Annotated in this window: 23 protein-coding genes; 22 read left to right on the forward strand and 1 reads right to left on the reverse strand. The window is 46.3% G+C overall.

Annotated features, from left to right (window positions below):
* Positions 1-6 precede the first annotated feature (6 nt).
* Positions 7-582 carry a class I SAM-dependent methyltransferase gene (locus ACYCS5_RS21875; RefSeq protein ID WP_029516416.1) on the reverse strand — a complete coding sequence of 192 codons (576 nt, stop codon included), beginning with the start codon at positions 580-582 and terminating at the stop codon, positions 7-9.
* 287 nt (positions 583-869) lie between these two features.
* Here ACYCS5_RS21875 and ACYCS5_RS21880 point away from each other — a divergent pair, with 287 nt between their 5' ends.
* From ACYCS5_RS21880 to ACYCS5_RS21985, 22 genes are all read left to right on the forward strand, one after another.
* Positions 870-1,127, forward strand: coding sequence for a hypothetical protein (locus tag ACYCS5_RS21880; RefSeq protein ID WP_029516417.1), 258 nt, complete (start codon positions 870-872; stop codon positions 1,125-1,127).
* 86 nt (positions 1,128-1,213) lie between these two features.
* Entirely contained in the window at positions 1,214-1,567 is a 354-nt protein-coding gene (locus tag ACYCS5_RS21885) for a FlxA-like family protein (RefSeq protein WP_165144962.1), read from the forward strand.
* A 296-nt stretch (positions 1,568-1,863) separates the two neighbouring features.
* Positions 1,864-2,292, forward strand: a complete 429-nt coding sequence (locus ACYCS5_RS21890) for a GNAT family N-acetyltransferase (RefSeq protein WP_165144965.1) — start codon at positions 1,864-1,866, stop codon at positions 2,290-2,292.
* Positions 2,293-2,303: 11 nt separating this feature from the next.
* Positions 2,304-2,765 (forward strand): hypothetical protein, encoded by a 462-nt coding sequence (locus ACYCS5_RS21895; RefSeq protein ID WP_318626848.1) that lies wholly within the window; start codon positions 2,304-2,306, stop codon positions 2,763-2,765.
* 36 nt (positions 2,766-2,801) lie between these two features.
* Positions 2,802-3,617 (forward strand): helix-turn-helix transcriptional regulator, encoded by an 816-nt coding sequence (locus ACYCS5_RS21900; protein ID WP_341039101.1) that lies wholly within the window; start codon positions 2,802-2,804, stop codon positions 3,615-3,617.
* 105 nt (positions 3,618-3,722) lie between these two features.
* Entirely contained in the window at positions 3,723-4,679 is a 957-nt protein-coding gene (locus ACYCS5_RS21905; protein WP_341039102.1) for an aldo/keto reductase, read from the forward strand.
* Between the two features lie 266 nt (positions 4,680-4,945).
* Entirely contained in the window at positions 4,946-5,437 is a 492-nt protein-coding gene (locus tag ACYCS5_RS21910) for an 8-oxo-dGTP diphosphatase (protein WP_069012034.1), read from the forward strand.
* A gap of 2 nt (positions 5,438-5,439) precedes the next feature.
* A complete protein-coding gene (locus tag ACYCS5_RS21915; protein ID WP_459760115.1) occupies positions 5,440-6,306 on the forward strand; it encodes a phosphotransferase family protein in 867 nt (288 codons plus the stop codon).
* Entirely contained in the window at positions 6,281-6,439 is a 159-nt protein-coding gene (locus ACYCS5_RS21920) for a hypothetical protein (RefSeq protein WP_459760116.1), read from the forward strand. Before ACYCS5_RS21915 ends, ACYCS5_RS21920 begins: the two co-directional genes overlap by 26 nt.
* A 45-nt stretch (positions 6,440-6,484) precedes the next feature.
* Positions 6,485-7,006, forward strand: coding sequence for a GNAT family N-acetyltransferase (locus ACYCS5_RS21925; protein WP_459760117.1), 522 nt, complete (start codon positions 6,485-6,487; stop codon positions 7,004-7,006).
* Positions 7,007-7,034: 28 nt separating this feature from the next.
* Entirely contained in the window at positions 7,035-7,484 is a 450-nt protein-coding gene (locus ACYCS5_RS21930) for a hypothetical protein (RefSeq protein ID WP_459760118.1), read from the forward strand.
* A 24-nt stretch (positions 7,485-7,508) separates the two neighbouring features.
* Positions 7,509-8,012, forward strand: coding sequence for a DinB family protein (locus ACYCS5_RS21935; protein WP_459760119.1), 504 nt, complete (start codon positions 7,509-7,511; stop codon positions 8,010-8,012).
* A gap of 153 nt (positions 8,013-8,165) precedes the next feature.
* Positions 8,166-9,200, forward strand: coding sequence for an NAD(P)/FAD-dependent oxidoreductase (locus ACYCS5_RS21940; RefSeq protein ID WP_459760120.1), 1,035 nt, complete (start codon positions 8,166-8,168; stop codon positions 9,198-9,200).
* Between the two features lie 141 nt (positions 9,201-9,341).
* A complete protein-coding gene (locus tag ACYCS5_RS21945) occupies positions 9,342-10,025 on the forward strand; it encodes an HD domain-containing protein (RefSeq protein WP_459760121.1) in 684 nt (227 codons plus the stop codon).
* Positions 10,026-10,201: 176 nt separating this feature from the next.
* Positions 10,202-11,182 (forward strand): ABC transporter substrate-binding protein, encoded by a 981-nt coding sequence (locus ACYCS5_RS21950; protein WP_029516428.1) that lies wholly within the window; start codon positions 10,202-10,204, stop codon positions 11,180-11,182.
* A gap of 10 nt (positions 11,183-11,192) precedes the next feature.
* Positions 11,193-12,200 carry a FecCD family ABC transporter permease gene (locus tag ACYCS5_RS21955; protein WP_459760122.1) on the forward strand — a complete coding sequence of 336 codons (1,008 nt, stop codon included), beginning with the start codon at positions 11,193-11,195 and terminating at the stop codon, positions 12,198-12,200.
* Positions 12,193-13,215 (forward strand): FecCD family ABC transporter permease, encoded by a 1,023-nt coding sequence (locus ACYCS5_RS21960; RefSeq protein ID WP_029516431.1) that lies wholly within the window; start codon positions 12,193-12,195, stop codon positions 13,213-13,215. Before ACYCS5_RS21955 ends, ACYCS5_RS21960 begins: the two co-directional genes overlap by 8 nt.
* Positions 13,216-13,333: 118 nt before the next feature.
* On the forward strand, positions 13,334-14,104 hold the full coding sequence (locus ACYCS5_RS21965) for an alpha/beta hydrolase (RefSeq protein ID WP_029516432.1): 771 nt from the start codon (positions 13,334-13,336) through the stop codon (positions 14,102-14,104).
* 317 nt (positions 14,105-14,421) lie between these two features.
* The gene (locus ACYCS5_RS21970) at positions 14,422-15,207 is read left to right on the forward strand and encodes a 2,3-dihydro-2,3-dihydroxybenzoate dehydrogenase (RefSeq protein WP_029516433.1); all 786 of its coding nucleotides are present in this window, start codon (positions 14,422-14,424) and stop codon (positions 15,205-15,207) included.
* A 77-nt stretch (positions 15,208-15,284) separates the two neighbouring features.
* The gene (dhbC, locus tag ACYCS5_RS21975; RefSeq protein ID WP_459760123.1) at positions 15,285-16,571 is read left to right on the forward strand and encodes an isochorismate synthase DhbC; all 1,287 of its coding nucleotides are present in this window, start codon (positions 15,285-15,287) and stop codon (positions 16,569-16,571) included.
* 33 nt (positions 16,572-16,604) lie between these two features.
* Complete coding sequence (locus ACYCS5_RS21980; RefSeq protein ID WP_340933887.1) at positions 16,605-18,257, forward strand: (2,3-dihydroxybenzoyl)adenylate synthase; 1,653 nt, start codon at positions 16,605-16,607, stop codon at positions 18,255-18,257.
* Between the two features lie 44 nt (positions 18,258-18,301).
* Positions 18,302-19,351 carry an isochorismatase family protein gene (locus ACYCS5_RS21985; protein ID WP_459760124.1) on the forward strand — a complete coding sequence of 350 codons (1,050 nt, stop codon included), beginning with the start codon at positions 18,302-18,304 and terminating at the stop codon, positions 19,349-19,351.
* Positions 19,352-19,360 lie beyond the last annotated feature (9 nt).

Here is a 19,360-nt window from a genome sequence, read left to right on the forward strand (position 1 = left end):
CCTTTCTTAAGCTTTCTTTCGGCATACATACACGAATGCGGGTGGAACATTCATGGGCACAAACTTGATTTCTTCAATATCAAACCATTCACCTAACTGCTGCTTCATCTGTTTAGAGTATTGAAAGGCCACAAACATTCCTCCATCCCTGAGCGATAGATGAATTTGTTCTACAATTTGATTCCGCATCGCTTGTGGAAAATTGAAAAAAGGCAGCCCGCTGATTATGCAGTCAAGCTGTTCTATTTGAGCATTTTTCATAGCAAGCTGAAGCTCACGCGAGTCGGAATAGCATAGATAATTCGGGAATCTTCTTTTTAAACTCTGCTGCATGGTTTGGTCTTTCTCAAAGAGTAAAACCTTAGGTTGAAATTCAGCAGCAGACGGGATGTATTGGGTAATTGCCCCTGTTCCAGCACCAAGCTCGGCAACAGCATGAACTTCACTCCATGGAATGGATTCTATCATATTTTTAGCTAAAAATCTGGAACTTGGTGTTACACTACCCACGTATGCAGGCGAGTACAAAAATTTGACTAGGAACATAAGTCTCTCGTGAACCAAATGGCTAATACGGATCATACATCATTTCCCTACTTTCAATTTTTAAAATACGTTCATTTATTCTTTGCTAAGAGTAACAAATTATCCCTTTACTTACTCCTGTCTCAAGTAGGGTTGATCCCCCCGTCTTGCGGAGGGGATTTTCCTTGACTATGGTCTAGGAAATAATAAAAGGGTTACGGTATTAATGAGTCTGTATTGATTCAGTTATCATTCAGCATACCCTCAGGTTGCATTCAGATTTGCTACCGATGAAAGGTAGGTGGGCAGCCAAAAACATTATGTACACTGAGAGGGGATCTATTTTGTCACTATCCATTAACAGACATCTTATCACGACTTCCTATGATCATTCGAATACGGTGAAGTCACATGAGAATGGACTAAATACCGCGGGTCATACCACACACAAGAAATCTAACGATTCACTCGAATTGAGTAAGGAATTCATGGAATACACGGGAGGAATGCAGGCTCCGCTTCCTACGAATGCCACAGATGAAGAAATATCGGCTTTATTCGATAAAATCGCTAAGACTTTTGAACAATCTGTATCATCGTAGTCATAGTCATTAGAGTGCAACACCATAGCTTAGAACCGGTTAGCCCACACGTGTAAACTCATACTTTTATAAAGGGGAAATCTCGTATGAACATTTCATCCACATCCAGCAGTTCTATATCTATTTCAAGCACTTCATCTTCATCCAGTACCAACGATACAGCTAGTCTGGAAAAGCAAAAAGCTCAACTTGAAGCGGAGTACAACAAGGTACAGCAAAGTAAGGATAATAAAGATACAAAAGAAACAAAAATGAAGCAGCTTCAGCAACAAATTAAACAGATTGAAGCTCAAATTGCACAGCAAAGTTCGCAATCCAGCAGTACGTCAACTCCAAAAATGGAAAAGCCCGCTCCAAGTAACACAGAAACAACTCGTATCAACAGCGCTAACAGCAGCGATATTACGGGAGTTGGGAAATCACTGGATATTTCAATTTAATCATCCCCTCTCTTCTCCTGTATGGCAGACGATGGATATAAAGGATAGCAGGTTCTCCGTTTCAGAGGGGCCTGCTTTTTTCGTTACTAAATATTTTGCATGAATCCAGGGAACGACTTTAATCAGCGATATTTAGATTAGAATAATTCTGTCCATCTAAATTGAATCATGTGACTAAACATAGAAAAGTATATACAATATATAACAGTAGGAAGATGAAAGTATTTTAACCCTATTATTTTCTATATTTAAATCAGTAAGTGCTAGTAATCATTTCAAATTGGAGGATTTATGCCATGACGCTGGAACCTCAGATGAATCGAAGTAGTAGAGATGAAGCGCGTTTAGTCAGAAACAAGTTGATTGAGTTTAATGCGAAACACGTTCCAGCAGATATTCGAACCCAATACGAAGAGATTAATCTTACGCTTAAAAATGAAGACGGTCAGGTGATAGGCGGTCTCCTAAGTGTACTATGTTGGAACTGGGTGGAGGTTGATATTTTGTGGGTAGATCAGAGCTACAGAGGAAAGGGCTACGGTTCACAACTACTTGGTGAAATTGAACAAATTGCTAAAGAAAAAGGGTGCGATTTTATACAACTTAATACCTTTACTTTCCAAGCGCCCGAATTCTATGAAAAGCAGGGGTATGAAGTCGTTGGTGTCATTGACGATGCTCCGAGAGGCTTTAAACACTATTATTATAAGAAAAATATCTACTGAGGATTCTATAGATGCGCGTACAGATCAAGGAAATAAATAAAGATCAGCATATCACCATTCGTAATATTGGCAAGGAAAAAGTATACGGCTACTGGACATATTTTTGGCATGAACTGACCTCCGGATATGCGTATGTTGTCCCCTATGAACAAAGCTTGAATAAGATGATTCCCGGTTGTGTAATTTCGGTCGAGACTTCTCAGTCCAGTATAGAGGGGTTCAGAAGGCTGAAGTCTACTGAAGAGACAGGGATTTTTCGACCTCAACCAAAGCTAGGCGACTATTGGATTCAAGGAACGATACATCAAGTGATGCAAGGCGAAGCAGACGAGATAGAATGTGTGGAGATTGTAGTAGGAGACACTACGTTTATTTTGGATTCTGAAGAAATGAATGGTGATGTCAACGTTAAAGCGGGCGACGGTGTCGCCTTTGAAATCATAGGCCTACAGTTGTTTGACGAGGGACTGTGAGCGTTCTATAGCGATTGATTCGAAAAGAGGTAACACATGTCTAATGATAATAGTAAATCGAAAACGTTGGGAGCTTTTCTGAAATCACGTAGAAATCGACTTCAACCAGAGCAGGCAGGTCTTAGGCTTTCACAGGGCCCGCGAAGAAGAACACCGGGGCTTCGCCGAGAAGAAGTTGCGATGCTGGCAGGTGTCAGTGCGACGTATTACACATGGCTGGAACAAGGTAGAGAAGTAACAGCATCTAAGGAGATTATCGAAAGTATAGGAGAAGCTCTACAATTAACTCATGATGAGAGAGCGCATCTAATTCAATTGTGGAATCCCAATGAGACGGTTGCGATTTCGCCCATCCAGACAATGCTGAATCCACAGTGGCAACGTATTATCGATCAGTTGTCCTATCCTTCCTTTATCAGCAATGAAAAAGCGGAAGTGCTTGCTTGGAATAGCGCGGCGAATGAGGTGATTACCGATTTTTCTTCCCTGTCCGTTTCTGAACGTGTCATGATTCGTTTGTTGTTCGTGGATTCCGAATTACGTCGTCGAATGGTTAACTGGGAAGAATTCGCGTCCTATTCGGTAGCTGTTTTTAGAACCTATTATGACAAGTATTTAGGAGATCCTTGGTTTGAGGAGACGGTAGAACGGCTGCGTGTGGAAAGTATGGAGTTTGACACCATGTGGAAGCAGCATCATATCCAGCTCAAAAAGGTGAATCGGGTTTCCCTTCAAATCCCTGGCGCTGTGGAAGCAGTTTCCTATGATATTAATTCTTTAGCAAGTATTACGGACCAACCGGGTCTGCACTTTTGTATCTACACGCCAGTAAGCCAATCCTCTGCCTGGTAATCTTGTTACTAGTATAAACGTACTGTGGTTGCCTCCATAAGGGTCTATTAGAATGAGTACATGTTCATTCCATCCATTTACCCAAAGAAAAGAGGGAACCATGATATGCTGAAAAGGAAATTGGGATGTGAAGGGCTGGAGGTATCAGCTCTGGGCCTTGGCACGATGATGATGCCGAACAACGAGGAGTCGGTGCGCACACTTCAGGGAGCGCTGGACCTTGGTGTAACGCTGTTTGATACAGCAGATCTTTATGGTGAGGAATACGCACAGCAGAAGTTCGGCGGCAATGAGAAGCTAGTTGGACGTGCGCTCAAGGGTCGTCGGGAGGAGGTAGTGATTGCCACTAAATTCGGGATCACACACACTCAGGGACCCAAGGGAGATCCGGCATATATTAAAAAATCCGTAGACGCCAGTCTGTTTCATCTGGGGACTGATTATATCGACCTGTATTATCAGCATCGAGTCGATCCCAATACTCCGATTGAAGAGACCGTCGGAACGATGGCCGATTTGGTTAAGGAAGGGAAAATCCGTTATATCGGCTTGTCGGAAGCGTCGGCTGAACAGATCCGCCGCGCGCATGCGGTGCATCCAATTACCGCAGTAGAAACCGAATATTCCTTGTGGAGCAGAGAAGTGGAAGACGATGTCCTTCCGCTACTAAACGAACTGGGAATCGGCTTCGTCCCCTACAGTCCACTGGGTCGAGGTTTCCTCACGGGACAGATCAAAAAATTTGACGATCTGCCAGTGGATGATTACCGCCGTCATTTCCCTCGCTTCCAAGGCGAGAATTTCACCAAAAATCTAGAGGTTGTCCTCCTGATCGAAAAGCTGGCTGCCCAAAAAGGTTGTACTTCTGCTCAGTTGGGGCTGGCATGGCTGCTTGCGCAAGGCGACCATATCGTCCCGATTCCAGGAACGAAGAGATTGGAAAGAGTGCGTGAAAATCTTGGTGCCCTACAGGTCTCTTTGTCGGAAGCAGAGCTTCAAGAGATCGAGCGTATTTCGCCCAAAGGTTTCGCAGTAGGTTCTCGTTATCCGGAGCGTGCCTAGAAAACGGAGTATTGGCATGATGATTAAGTTTAGGATAAGACCGTTCCTTTCTGGAGCCGCTGGTAGTACCAGCGGCTCTGTAGAAAGGCGGTCTTTTTTTTACTAATTTTGACCGACTTAGGCATGAGTTCTCAAGTCTAATCTATGGTTAGAGTTATTGCGCTCTACAAAATAACGAGTTAAAGTATGGGAAATGCCATATTTAACCACAGTTTGTCGGTGTGAAAGTAAAACTAGATTTTAGTGAATCGTGAATAAAGAAAGGTATGATCGGATTGACAACAGAAGTGACACACAAAATATATACCATGTGTATGATTCAGGACGGAAGTAAGGTATTGCTTATGAATAGACCCAATCGAAAGGGGTTTCCGGGTTATATTGCTCCAGGAGGAAAAGTAGAGTTTCCAGAAAGCATTGTGAATGGGGCCATTCGTGAAGTAAGGGAAGAAACAGGCTTAACCGTTACGAAAATCGTATTTAAAGGAATCGACGAATATTGTGACCCAAGCCAAGGGCTGAGATATATGGTCTTTAACTATTTGGCTACAGCCACTGAAGGTGAACTATTAAAAAATCCCCCCGAGGGAGAACTGCTGTGGGTGGATATGAAAGAAGCGCTAAATCTGCCGATGCAGGATTGGTTTAAGCGGAGATTTCCATTGTTTTTTGAGCCAGGAACGTTTGAAGTTAGTTCCGTGTGGCTGGCGGATACAGATGAAACTCTGGAAGCAACGATTAAGAGCTATGGTGTATAGAGATGACGACGACCATATATTTCTCATCTAATCGGCTAGGCGAGGTAACAATTGATCAAGTGCAAAGGATGCTGAATCGTTTTGATTTGGGACGTTTGCTGTCTTACGAAAAAACGGCAGAAGGTGTCCTAGGGCAAACTCTTTATGTTTCCTCAACGGCTGGGCAGTTTGTGCTGAAGGGGAACCCACTTTTTCCAGGGCAATGGGTAGAAGAAAAATTTATGGTGGAGCAAATACAGACGCGGACTCCAATTCCCGTGCCAACACCGTATCTTGTGGATCATACAGAGGACATTTTTGGCTGGAACTATGCAGTTATGCCCCGTCTATACGGTCAGCATATACATACACCTGAGTTGCAAGCAAAGCTGACCTCGCTGGATAAACAGCAAATGGTTGAAATGCTTACTACTGTTTTGTTAGAGCTTCATAGATGGAAGGTTAAGAACAGTGGAGAGCTGGATACAACAACTCTAGGCATTCGTCCTTTTGAAGTCTCTTATCGAGTATGGTTGTATGGACGAATTCGCTATTGGCTAGAGGATGCCAAAAAATACTCGAACATTTCTGTACAGGATATGGAATGGGTAGAGGAAATATTGGAAGGCTCCCGTCAAGCATTCGATCAGCTGGAAGCTGCCACTTTCGTGATGGGGGATTTTAAACCGCAAAATTTCCTTGTGCAGAATGGGAATAAGGGCTGGGGAGTCAGTGGTCTTTTTGATTTTACGACAGCCTATTTTGGGGGATGGGGTTGCAGATCTTCCGAAAATAACCACCATGTATCTGGAGAACAGCGAAGAAGAGTTGGCAAAGGGTTTTCTTACTGCTTACGCACAAGGGATGGAAGCCAAAGAAGGATTTACTGAGCGTTTCCGGGTGCATATGCTGCATCAGCAGATTCTAAACTGGGGATGTGCCAAAGCGATGAAGCGAGTCACTTGGGATGATAAGCTCTCTTTTGCAGATTGGGCGCAAAAATTTATGGATATTGAAATATAAGCAATAGCAGATGAATTGAACGTTTAAAGAGGAGGCCGTGAGTGGATGCAGACCGTCAGATTGGTACAGCCGGATCAGGACTGGAAGGAAGCTTATCTTTCATTTTATGAGGAATGGAAACAGAGTCAGGAGCATATGGTACCTTGGGTGATCTCTGTAGAGCCGTACGATTTTGAAGGTATGCTGACGTTTTTAAGTAATCAGGAAAATGGAATGAACCTGTCTGAAGGCTGGGTCAAAAGCTCCACATACTGGCTTGTGAATGCGAATGAACAGGTTGTGGGAGCGGTGAATATCAGGCATGTCCTTAACGAACACCTAATGAATGCCGGAGGTCATATCGGTTACGGTATCCGTCCTTCTGCACGAGAGAACAGGTACGCTGTTACAATGCTGGCCTTGGCGCTGGAAAAAGCAAAAGAGCTGGGGATTTCCCGAGTCCTGGTCGTATGCGACTCCGATAATATTTCCTCCAAAAAAACAATCATACAAAACGGCGGAATGCCGGACAAGGATTACATAGAGGAAGACGGAAACCGTGTAAACCGGTTTTGGATCGAATTGTGAGTGAGAAAGAGAGGAACGCGAGAAGCTCATGAAATTATGGCCTGAATATGCGCAAAACATCATTGTTGGTGTTATTTTTGAAGGAAACTGGAATTGGTATGTGACGGAAAGAGAATATTGGTTTTTGAATACCGAGATGGAGGAACGGTTTGGTATCCCTATTTTGGATGAAACCACAGCAGGAGCATTTTTAGATCACATCTGTGAATATAAGGTGGCTACAGGGGAGCTAACTTCAATGCTCCAGTTGCTGGATGATGCTATTCAGCATCAGGATGAAGTGTTGGAGTTCTGTCCTGCTCTGTATGTTAACTTTAATGAAAAAGTTCTCTATTCGCTATTTCCTGAGCCAGCCTCGTTTGAACACTATGTCCCAGCGGGGTGGAAAGGGGAATATCAAAACTTTTTGAACGAGGTACCTTCACCTGAACAGTATTGGATGATCGAGGGAAGTAATTTTTTTGAGAAATTCACTTGATAGGACGAAGGAGGAAATAAATATATGGATTCTTCCATGCATGAGTTTAAAATCATATCCAAGCACAGAATGTACGATCAATATTTGGTAAAGTTGCGGGCATGCATTGTGCTTTTGGATGAACAGGTGCTATGGCGTGTCGGTGAGACGGAAACGAATAGCATTGGTGGGATCATCAACCATATCATGGTGCATGTGTGCAGAAACGCAGCCAAGCTCGTAGATCCGACGATTACATACAAGCAAGGAATGGAGGATAGCTTTATACCTTCCATGCAAAACAAGGAACAACTGATGGATGAGGTAGAAGAAGCTTTTTCATCCTTCTGTGCAGCATTGGACCATACGGGGACGATAAATATGTATGACGTATACCATGTGGTGGAGCATACGGCTTATCATCTGGGGCAGATCATAGACCGAGTTCAGAGATTGGCAGATCACCGTTTTCAATTTGTACAGACAGGACTTAATGAAAAAGCATTGCATGCGATAGTGCAGCAATCCTTGCATAATCTACGAGAATAATGGAAGCAGTAGCTATATAAACCTATAAAATGTAGTTCTAAGGTCACAAAAACCTCTGTAATGGTCATGTTTTTATTTCTTAATTGATATTGATAATTATTATCACTTATAATAGGAGCAGACATATTACGTTATGATAGGGAGAGTTGCAGAGTGACAGTGTCCTTGGAATTATATGATGTAACGATCATCGGCGGTGGTCCTGCCGGTATGTATACCGCATTTTACAGTGGAATGAGAGATATGAAAACCAAGCTGATCGAAGCCAAGCATGAGCTGGGCGGACGAATGCGCATATACCCAGAGAAGATGATTTGGGATGTCGGGGGGGTTACCCCGGTTTTATGTGAAAAGCTGATTGATCAGCTGGAGCAGCAGGCGCGGACGTTCGAGCCTACCATTGTGCTGGGACAGCAGATCACTGGTTTGGATCGGCAAGAGGATGGCACGTTCCTGCTAACTTCTGCCACAGGGGAACAGCATTGGACACGCACGATCGTTCTGGCAGTAGGCTATGGTATTCTCAAAATGGCTAAGCTGGAGATTGAGGGGGCGCACCGCTATGAGGTTACGAACCTGCATTATACTGTACAAGAGCTGGAGCCATTCCGGGGCAAGCATGTCCTGATTTCCGGTGGAGGCGACTCGGCGGTGGATTGGGCAAATGAACTAGAGTCTATTGCGGCGAGTGTGACCGTCGTACATCGTCGGGATCACTTTGGCGGACATGAGAAAAATGTAGCTCGTATGAAATCATCCTCGGTCCGTGTCCTCACACCATACGCGGTGAGTCAGCTACATAGCAACAATGGAGAGACGATTGAACAGGTGACGATCAGTCATGTAGATACGGGCGAAATACAGGTGTTGAATGTCGATGCTGTCATCGTAAATCATGGACTTAAATCCGACTTCGGCCCGCTTCGGGATTGGGGGCTGGATATGGGTGAGTGGCATGCCCGAGTGAGCGAAAAGCTGGAAACGAATCTGCCAGGTATTTTCGCGGCAGGCGATTTTGTCGAATACGGAAGCAAACTGTATCTAATTGCCGGTACGTTCACAGATGCCGCCCTTGCACTGAACAGCGCCAAGCTGTACATTGATCCAGCAGCTGACAAAGCGGCATATGTATCTTCTCATAACAGCCGATTCAAGGAAAAAAACCGCGAGCTTGGTGTCGTGGAGTAAGAATACGGAATAAGTTATATAGGATTAGAAATAGGGTAGGGGAAATGTAAAAGAACTTCCGCGACTACGATTGATGTGGTTTGCATTAAAAAATCAAACGAACCTACCATAGAAAGTATGGACTGGATTGAAAGGTGACATATGAAGAGACGAACGGAGCAACAGGAAGCGATTTGTGCAGATATTATTCAAAAGGCAGAGCCCTTTGTACAGCAACAGTTGGAGCATGATCATAGTGGTCACGATTGGTGGCATATAGACCGGGTGAGAAAGCTGTCTCTTAAAATTGCTGCCAAAGAGGGCGCAGATTCGTTTATTTGTGAACTAGCAGCACTGCTGCATGATGTAGCGGATGAAAAATTAAATGATTCCAAACAAGCCGGGCTGGATAAAGTAGAGCAGTGGCTGCTTCTGCATGTAAGTGATCTGGATATAATCGCGCACGTGATGACTATTATTGCTACGATGTCCTACAATGGTGGACAAAACCCGCCCATGGAGACGCTGGAGGGTCAAGTTGTGCAGGATGCGGATCGGTTAGATGCTCTTGGAGCAATTGGGATTGCAAGAACCTTTATGTATGCAGGCTCAAAAGGCAGTATGATGCATCACCCGGATAAAGATTTTTCACAGCATGAGTATCGTGCCGCAGGTAAAAGTGCCATATACCATTTTTACGAAAAGCTGCTCAAGCTCCAGGATTTAATGAATACCACTTATGCCCGAGAGCTGGCGGAGGTTCGGCATCAATGGATGGAGATGTACCTGGAGCAGTTCTATAGAGAATGGAATGTGGATGATGTTCAGCAGAGAGAGGAAGGCTGATGCTTCTTAGATGCAGTGATTCCAAGGGAAAAAGCTCACCTTTTTAATAAATATTAGAAAAAATATTAGAAAAAATATTGCAAAGCACTGATTTCTCTCCTACTATTGATAATAGTTATCATTGATAATGATAACTATTATCTGTAATCAAGCAGTAGAGGGGAGCCATTCAGGTTATGAAGAAGTTTGCAGTAGGGGTGTGTACTTTATTATCGGCAAGTTTGTTGTTGACAGCGTGTGGTGGAAAAGTGCAGGAGGTGGATAGCTCGGCTCAAACGAATTCCAATGCATCGACACAGACGTCAGTTTCCGACGGAGAAAGTGCCAAGACGATTACATATCTAGATAAGACTTATAAGCTGACCAAGACGGATCATATTATTGTAGCAAGTCTGGAAGCGATGGAAGATGCGGCTGTCCTGGGAGTAAAGCCGACTGGGGCGGTTACTTCGGGAGGAAAATTCCCCGAATACATGGAAAAAGCGATGGAAGGAGCCGCAGATGTTGGTGACCGAATGCAGCCTAGTGCTGAAACGATCCTGAAACTGAAGGCAGATGTGATTCTTGGGAGCTCCAAATTTCGGCCTGCGGTGGCAGAACAGCTGGGGAAGGTCGCTACGTTGATTCCAGTATCTCATATTTCAACGAACTGGGAAGCGAACCTGCTCATGTTGGGGCAACTTACGGGCAAAGAGGCGAAGGCGAAAGAGATACTGAACAAGTACAAGCGAGATGCTCAGGCGGCCCAACAGAAGCTCAAGCCATTATGGGAAAACAAAAAGGTGCTTATGGTACGGATTCGTACAGGTAATCTGTATGTATATCCTGCAGATGTATATTTCAATCCTTCGCTATATGTTGATCTGGGAGCTAAGGTACCGGAAGAGTTAAATACAGTAAAGGCACAAGAGGCAGTTTCTTTGGAGAAGTTGGCTGATATGAACCCTGATTATCTGTTCGTGCAATTCTCGGAAGGAGAGAACAAGGATCAGCCGCAGGCATTAGCGGATCTGGAGAAAAATCCGATTTGGAGCAGTATCAGCGCCGTAAAGAATGGGAAAACCTTCGTCAACATCGTAGATCCCAATGCTCAAGGCGGTACTTCATGGAGCAAACTAGCCTTTTTGGAAGCGGTTATGAACCGACTTTCGCAGTAAAGGTAGGAACATGGGAAAAAAGTTAATCTCTCCTTACCTTATCATCTTCGTCTCTCCCTTGTTTATCGTGTTAACGTTACTACTGTCTGTGATGTACGGAGCCAAGACGATAGAATGGGAGACGGTAATTGCTACCTTTTTTCATTTTGATGCTGGCAATGTAGACCATCAGGTCGTATTAAACTCTCGTCTGCCTAGAGCGGTCGGCTCTATATTGATTGGTGCTTTTCTCGCGATTTCAGGAGCCATTATGCAGGGACTGACGCGGAATTTCTTGGCTTCACCCTCCATTATGGGCGTGTCAGATGGAGCGGCATTTGTGATCACCTTAATGATGATCCTCGCGCCGAACTCCACTTCGATGGGGCTGATCGGCAGTTCTTTTGTAGGATCGGCTCTTGGGGTAGCTATTGTATTCGGTTTAGCCTGGATGATTCCCGGGGGTCTTGCTCCGGTTCGTATGGCCATTTTGGGAACAATCATCGGCACGTTTTTAAGCAGCCTGTCGGCCGTTCTTTCCATTTATTTTAATGTATCGCAAAATGTAAGCTTCTGGTTTAACGCACGACTGCATCAGATGGATCCCGGGATGATCCAATTGGCAATTCCCTTTGCTCTTGTGGCAGTTGTGGGGGCGATGCTGCTGGCCAAGCCAATAACACTACTGTCGCTAGGCGACGACGTGGCCACAGGCCTGGGACAGCGGTCATTACCGGTCAAGCTGGGGGCGATGCTCTGTGTAGCATTGCTGACGGGTGTTTCTGTTGCGCTGGCAGGAAAAATTGCTTTTGTTGGCTTATTGATTCCGCACATCACCCGATATTTAATCGGAGTAGATTACCGTTGGGTCATTCCATGCTCTGGTTTGATCGGTGGCGTTTTTTTGGGTATGTCTGATGTGTTGAGCCGTTTTCTAAATTATCCGTTTGAAACGCCTATTGGTGTGGTTACCTCAGTCATTGGCATCCCTTTCTTTCTGTACTTAATACGTAGAAAAGGAGGGGGAGAGCATGCGTAAAATCAGTGCAAAACGCCTGTGGCTCGTACTTTTAAGCGTGGCTGCGCTCATTTTAGCAGCCTCCTATATTAGTCTGACCCATGGGGAGTTTGACATGACTCTGCAGGAAGTGGTTCAGACGTTGTTCCGTATTCATCCTACTCCGCAGTTGGATTTGGTAATTTTTGATTTTCGGCTACCTCGTATTGTGATTGCAGCCTTGGTCGGTCTGGGGCTGGGGATTGCTGGGGCGGCGGTACAGGGAGTTACACGGAATGGCTTGGCTGATCCCGGCATTTTGGGCATTAATGCAGGGGCGGGGGCAGCCATCGTCATATTTATGTTCTTTTACCAAGGACAGATGGAAACGACAGGCTGGACTGCGGCGTTGGCTATGCCCTTTTTTGGCTTGATTGGAGGATTGATGGCTGCACTGCTGATCTATTTGTTTGCATGGAAAGCAGGACGCCTGGATCCACAGCGGCTGCTCCTCGTAGGTATCGCGATTGGCTCTGGCTTCGGTTCCTTAAGCTTATATCTATCGCTGAAAATGAAAGCCTCGGATTTCGAGATGGCGACAGTATGGATGTCGGGCAGTATTTGGAGTGCGGATTGGAAGCTGGTTGCCGCCGTAATTCCGTGGCTTGTCATTTTGATCCCTGTTATTTGGTTGAAATCGTATGTTCTGGATCTATTTCAATTGCATGAACATACAGCTAAAAGTCTCGGCGTTGCGACCGAAAAGGAAAAGTCTATTCTTCTGCTGTCCAGCATTGGACTGGTGAGTGCCTGTGTGTCTGTTTCAGGAGGAATAGGCTTTGTAGGATTATTGTCCCCTCATATCGCCAGAAGATTGGTTGGCCTTCATCATCGTCTTGTGATTCCCGTATGCGGCATGGTGGGTATGGTGCTGGTACTGTTGTCTGATTTTGTTGCCAAAACGGTGGTTGCGCCTGCGGAAATTCCCGTTGGGCTGATTATTGCGGTGATCGGGGTCCCTTATTTTGTAGTCTTGCTCATGAAAAAAACGGCCTAATTGAATTGAAATTGAGGTTCTATAGGAGGTTATTCCCGTGAAAGACCTATTTACGCATGTTCATCGTTCCAGTGATGCACATGGAGCTGTGTACGTTCCTCGAAGTCAGCATCGAGTGATGTATTCACAGGCTGAAAACCGTGAGTATCATATTTATATTGCGATCCCTGCTGAGGAACCTCCTGTATCCGGGTATCCAATTATTTATGTACTGGATGCCAATTCTGTTTTTGGAACCCTGGTGGAAGCGGTGCGTGTTCAGGGCAGACGACCCGACAAAACGGGTGTTGTCCCAGCTATCGTTGTAGGAATAGGCTACCCAACAGAGGCTCCGTTCCATCCTTCTCGATATTACGATCTTACACTACCAAGGACGGCAGTAGAGCTTCCTGTAAGACCAAACGGAGAAGCACCTATTGAAAGCGGGGGAGCCGAGCATTTCCTGTCATTTATTGAAGATGAGCTAAAGCCTAAAATGGAGCGTGATTTTCACATCGATCGCAGCCGACAAACGATCTTCGGTCATTCATTAGGGGGCCTGTTCGTATTACATACCCTGTTTACAAGACCCGGCTCTTTTCAGATCTATGTGGCGGGAAGTCCCTCTATTCACTGGGGTGGGAGGGCCATTATGGAGGAAGAGAAACACTTTTTAGCCTCCACAGATCAGGAACAGCGGAACAAAAGGCTGTTGATTGCGGTGGGTGAGCTGGAAGCAGGACATTCAAGTGGTATGCAGGAAAAGGCCAGGGAGCTTGCCGAGCGTTTAACAAATGTGAATGATTCGGGCTTGCATGTAGAATTCCGTGAATTTGCAGATGAAGGCCATATATCCGTGTTGCCAGTACTGGTGAGCAGAGCCGTTCGTTTTGCTTCGGTTTGTCACTAAAACTATAAAAAGAATCAAAAAATGAAGATATATAAAGGGATATAGAGTATAAAAAGGGATAAAATTCAAAAAAACCTCTCCAATGCTAGCAGGAGAGGTTTTTTTGAATTGATAATTTTCTTAAATGTACAAATATGGACGAAAACAGACGATTTTCAACATTGACTGTAATTGATGGTTTAGTTATCATATTTTGTAACTATTAATTGATAATGATTATCATTATTAGTTATTTAAATTCAAAATGAATGATGATTACAGCAGAGACTGAGCGTTAAACTGCTTCTTTTGATTTCGCTGGAAAGGGTGGAATGAACATGAGTGATGACGGAATACATGGGAAGGTAGCTCTGGTTACAGGTGCTGCCCAAGGTATCGGTGCTGCTGTGGCGCGTTCTCTGGCCGAATTGGGAGCAATCATTGCCGCTGTAGACCGAAACGCAGAAGGTGTGAGCAGGCTGGTAGACGAGCTGGTGCGTGACGGCTATCGTGCAACGGCTTTTCCTGTCGATGTCAGCCATCGTGCGGCTGTCGATGAGACGGTAGAGCAGATTGAGCATCATCTCGGACCAGTTGGCATTTTGGTGAATGTTGCGGGTGTGCTACGAATTGGGCTAGTAGACACGCTCCGTGACAGTGACTGGACGGAAACCTTTGCTGTAAACACAAACGGTGTCTTTTACATATCCCGGGCTGTGGTGAAGCATATGATTCCCCGGAAATCGGGTTCGATTGTCACGGTGGGTTCCAATGCGGGAGCTGTACCTCGTATGTATATGGCAGCTTATGCAGCTTCAAAGGCCGCTTCGGCGATGTTTACTAAATGCTTAGGATTGGAGGTTGCCTGCCATCATATTCGCTGTAATGTGGTGTCCCCAGGTTCTACGGAGACAGAAATGCAGTGGTCCCTGTGGTCTGATGAAAGTGGGGCACAAGCAGCTATTGACGGATCGCCGAACGCTTACAAGGTCGGCATTCCACTGCGAAGGTTGGCTGATCCGGCAGATATCGCGGATGCTGTTGTTTTTCTTGCTTCGGACAAGTCACGCCATATAACGATGCATGATTTGCGCATTGATGGTGGCGCTACGTTAGGTGTCTGAGTGGAATGCAGCGGTCTTGTATGGGAATAGATGATGGCAATCGTGACAGAAAACAATGGAACAGGAGGCAATAACGTATGAAATCCAATACTGCGCTTGAAGTACAAGCGACTCAGTTGCTAAAAGATTACAAGCCAGGCTCTTCCTTCTTTTTTGCGTCACCCACCCGGACTTTACTGGCCCAAGGTACGTTGGGGGCATTGCCGCATGGGGAGGCAAGCGATACGGAGGGCGGATTGACCGGGCGTGTAGCCACGTTGCTCGAGAGTGTGCGTCAGTCCCACGGTGGACATCCGATTGTGGTGGGAGCTATTCCCTTTGATGCTTCACGGGCTGCACAGCTTCTGGTTCCGGCAGAGACTCGCTGGGCGGGGCCGCTTCATTCTGACTCTACGAACTGGCACTCCGAGAATGGGAAAGCTGCCGATTCAGCGAATGCTGCCAGCCGTGTGAACCCGACAAAGCTTGGGCAGGCTCCGGACTACGGTATTCGTTCCGTGCCCGAACCGTCGGAGTTTGTACAGGGGGTGGAACAGGCCCTGAAATATATTGCGTCCGGGGAGCTGAACAAAATCGTGCTCTCCAGAACACTACAGCTGGATACTTCGGAACAAGTAGACGTTCCAAGTTATTTGCATAATTTAGCCAGACATAATACCAAAGGCTATACCTTCGCTGTTGATTTACCCGCTTTGGAGGCGGAAGAAGCAGGCTCGGACGGGGCTGTTGTCGGTGTGGAACAGCGAACGCTGATTGGAGCTAGCCCCGAGCTGCTCGTTTCCCGAGAGGGGCTGCATCTGACGGTTAATCCGCTGGCTGGCTCTGCACCTCGCAGTGATGATCCTGTCGAAGATAAGCTGCGGGCTGCGGCATTGCTGGAATCAGTCAAGGACCGGCATGAGCACGCGGTAGTCGTTGAAGCGGTGGCCTTGGCACTCAGACCGCTATGCCGGAGACTGGATGTGCCGCAGGAGCCTTCGCTGATACAAACAGAGACGATGTGGCATCTTTCGACTGAAATTACGGGGGAATTAGTGGATTTGACGGTTTCATCTTTGGCCGTTGCCCTGGCGCTGCATCCTACGCCAGCCGTATGCGGTTCGCCTACAGAGCAGGCCAAAAAGGTTATCCGAGATATCGAATCATTTGATCGGGGCTTTTACACGGGAATTGTTGGATGGTGTGATGCAGCAGGAGATGGAGAATGGGTGATTACGATCCGTTGTGCAGAAGCTGCAAAGCATTCCTTGCGTCTGTTTGCAGGGGCAGGCATTGTGGCGGCTTCAAACCCGGAAGACGAACTGGCGGAAACAGCAGCCAAGTTTGGAACCATGCTTCAGGCATTGGGACTGAAGCATGAATAACGAGAACGATACAGAAAGAGGAGGAATATCATGATGTTGCCCGGATGCCCTACATGGCCGCAGGAATTTGCCGAGCGTTACCGGAAGGCAGGCTACTGGGAGGGAGTGACCTTTGGAGAAATGTTGCGGGAGCGTGCAGTATCGCAAGGTGACCGGACGGCAGTGACGGACGGCCAAACAAGTACAAGCTACCGTGAATTGGACGAAAAAGTAGATCGTCTGGCAGCCGGATTTTACCAATTGGGAATTAGATCGACGGATCGGGTCATCGTTCAGTTGCCAAATGTTACGGAGTTTTTTGATGTATGCTTTGCGCTGTTCAGATTGGGGGCGTTACCCATATTCTCGCTTCCGGCTCATCGAAGTAGCGAGATTGCCTATTTCGGTGAATTTTCCGAGGCGGTTGCTTATATCATTCCAGATGTATATTCGGGCTTTGACTATCGTGGACTAGCCAGAGAGGTACAAGCCAGAGTGGCAACCCTGCGTCATGTCATTGTTGTGGGCAAGCCGCAGGAATTTACGGCTCTATCCGGATTGTATATCCAACCTGATCAGTCGTTACCCCAGGTGCTTGCGGGGGATATTGCCTTTCTCCAGCTTTCCGGTGGGAGTACAGGCTTGCCCAAGCTAATTCCAAGGACACACGATGATTATATTTACAGTCTGCGGGGCAGTGTTGAAATATGCGGTCTGGATGAAGATAGCGTGTATTTAGCTGCGCTTCCCATGGCTCACAATTACCCGCTCAGTTCTCCGGGTGTCTTCGGAGCCTTATATGCGGGAGCTAAAATTGTACTTGCGCCTACGCCGAGTCCAGATGATGCTTTTCCATTGATTGAACAGGAGCAGGTGACGATTACTGCTTTGGTCCCGCCGCTTGCGCTGGTATGGCTTGATAGTGCTTCGTCGAGAACCTGTGATTTGTCCAGTCTTCAGGTGCTTCAAGTAGGGGGAGCCAAATTCAATGAGGAGGCTGCTCGTCGCATAAAGCCGGAACTTGGGTGTACCCTGCAACAGGTGTTTGGTATGGCGGAGGGGCTGGTCAATTATACCAGACTGGATGATCCGGAGGATATCATTGTAGCAACTCAGGGACGTCCCATTTCAATCGACGATGAAATTAAAATATTGGATGATGAGGACAAAGAAGTGGCACCGGGAGAGGTAGGCCATTTGCTTACACGCGGACCTTACACGATTCGGGGTTATTATAAGGCGGATCAGCATAATGCAAGAGCATTTACGCGGGATGGATTTTATCGTACGGGCGATTTGGTGAGGTTGAGTCCCGATGGCAATGTGATTGTGGAAGGCCGAGCGAAGGATCAAATTAACCGGGGCGGAGAAAAGGTGGCGGCTGAGGAGATTGAAAATCATTTGCTGGCCCATCCCGGTGTGCATGATGCAGCGATTGTAGCCATGCCTGACGAATATTTGGGTGAACGTTCCTGTGCTTTTATTATCCCGTATGAGATGGTACCGACCGTAACGGAGTTGAAGAAATTTCTGCGTGAACGTGGTTTGGCGGCTTACAAAATTCCTGACAGAATTGAGTTTATAACAGCGTTTCCACAGACCAGTGTAGGCAAGGTTAGTAAAAAAGCATTGCGGGAAATGATTACACAGCAGCTAGCATCTGCACCTGAACCGCATGGAGACATAACGATGAGCAAGAACACATAACGCAAGACAGATACTCGTAATGAAAAATGAAAGGAAGCGATATGATGGCTATTCCTCCAATTTCAGCTTATCCGATGCCGAGTGCTTCGGATATGCCCCAAAATAAAGTGGCATGGCGGCCTGATCCCAGACGTGCAGTGCTATTGATTCATGATATGCAGCAATATTTTGTTACCGCTTTTGAGGCTGGGCAATCTCCGGTCAAGGAGTTGATCGCTAACATCCAGTTGTTGAAAAGCCACTGCCAGCAGCTTGGGATACCTGTAATCTATTCGGCGCAGCCGGGAGGTCAGGCTCCGGAGAAAAGGGGGCTACAGCAGGATTTTTGGGGCAAGGGGATGGATGATGGACCTGTTCAAAAGGAGATTGTGAACGAGCTTGCCCCTTCGGATCAGGATATGGTTATGACGAAATGGAGGTATAGCGCATTTCAAAAAACCAATTTAGACGATATATTGCGGCAATATCATCGCGATCAGATCATGATTACCGGTATTTACGCACATATTGGCTGTCTAATGACCGCGACCGAGGCATTTATGAAGGATATACAGCCTTTTTTTGTAGCTGACGCCTTGGGGGACTTTTCACTGGAATACCACAAAATGGCCCTGACTTACGCTGCTGAGCGTTGCGCGGTTACGATGCTGACTGCCCCCTTGATTGACGAGTTGGAGACTACGAAGGGGGCAGCAACGGAAGGTACTCAGGTGCAAAGTGTAAATATGGCTACAGCTCAGACAGGTATAGCTGGCCAGAAGCCTGGTGAAAGAGAAAGCGAGGCAAAGACTTCAGATTCAGCAATGGCTGAAAAGGAAGTGCCTGCGGCTCCGCAGTTAACTGAACAATTGGTACGTGAGCAGGTCGCAGGACTGCTGCAGGAATCAGCGGAAGGATTGGCTACCCACGATAATCTGATGGATAGGGGACTGGATTCGATTCGTATGATGAGTCTTGTGGAAAAATGGCGCCGCTACGGGGCAAGGGTGACGTTCGTGGAGTTGGCTGAACGTCCGACACTTGCTGATTGGTGGAAGCTATTGTCTTCGCGAACTAGGCAGTCAATGCCTAATTTAGACTATTTTTCCCTTTAAAGGAGGGTT

Source organism: Paenibacillus sp. SEL3, assembly GCF_054602585.1.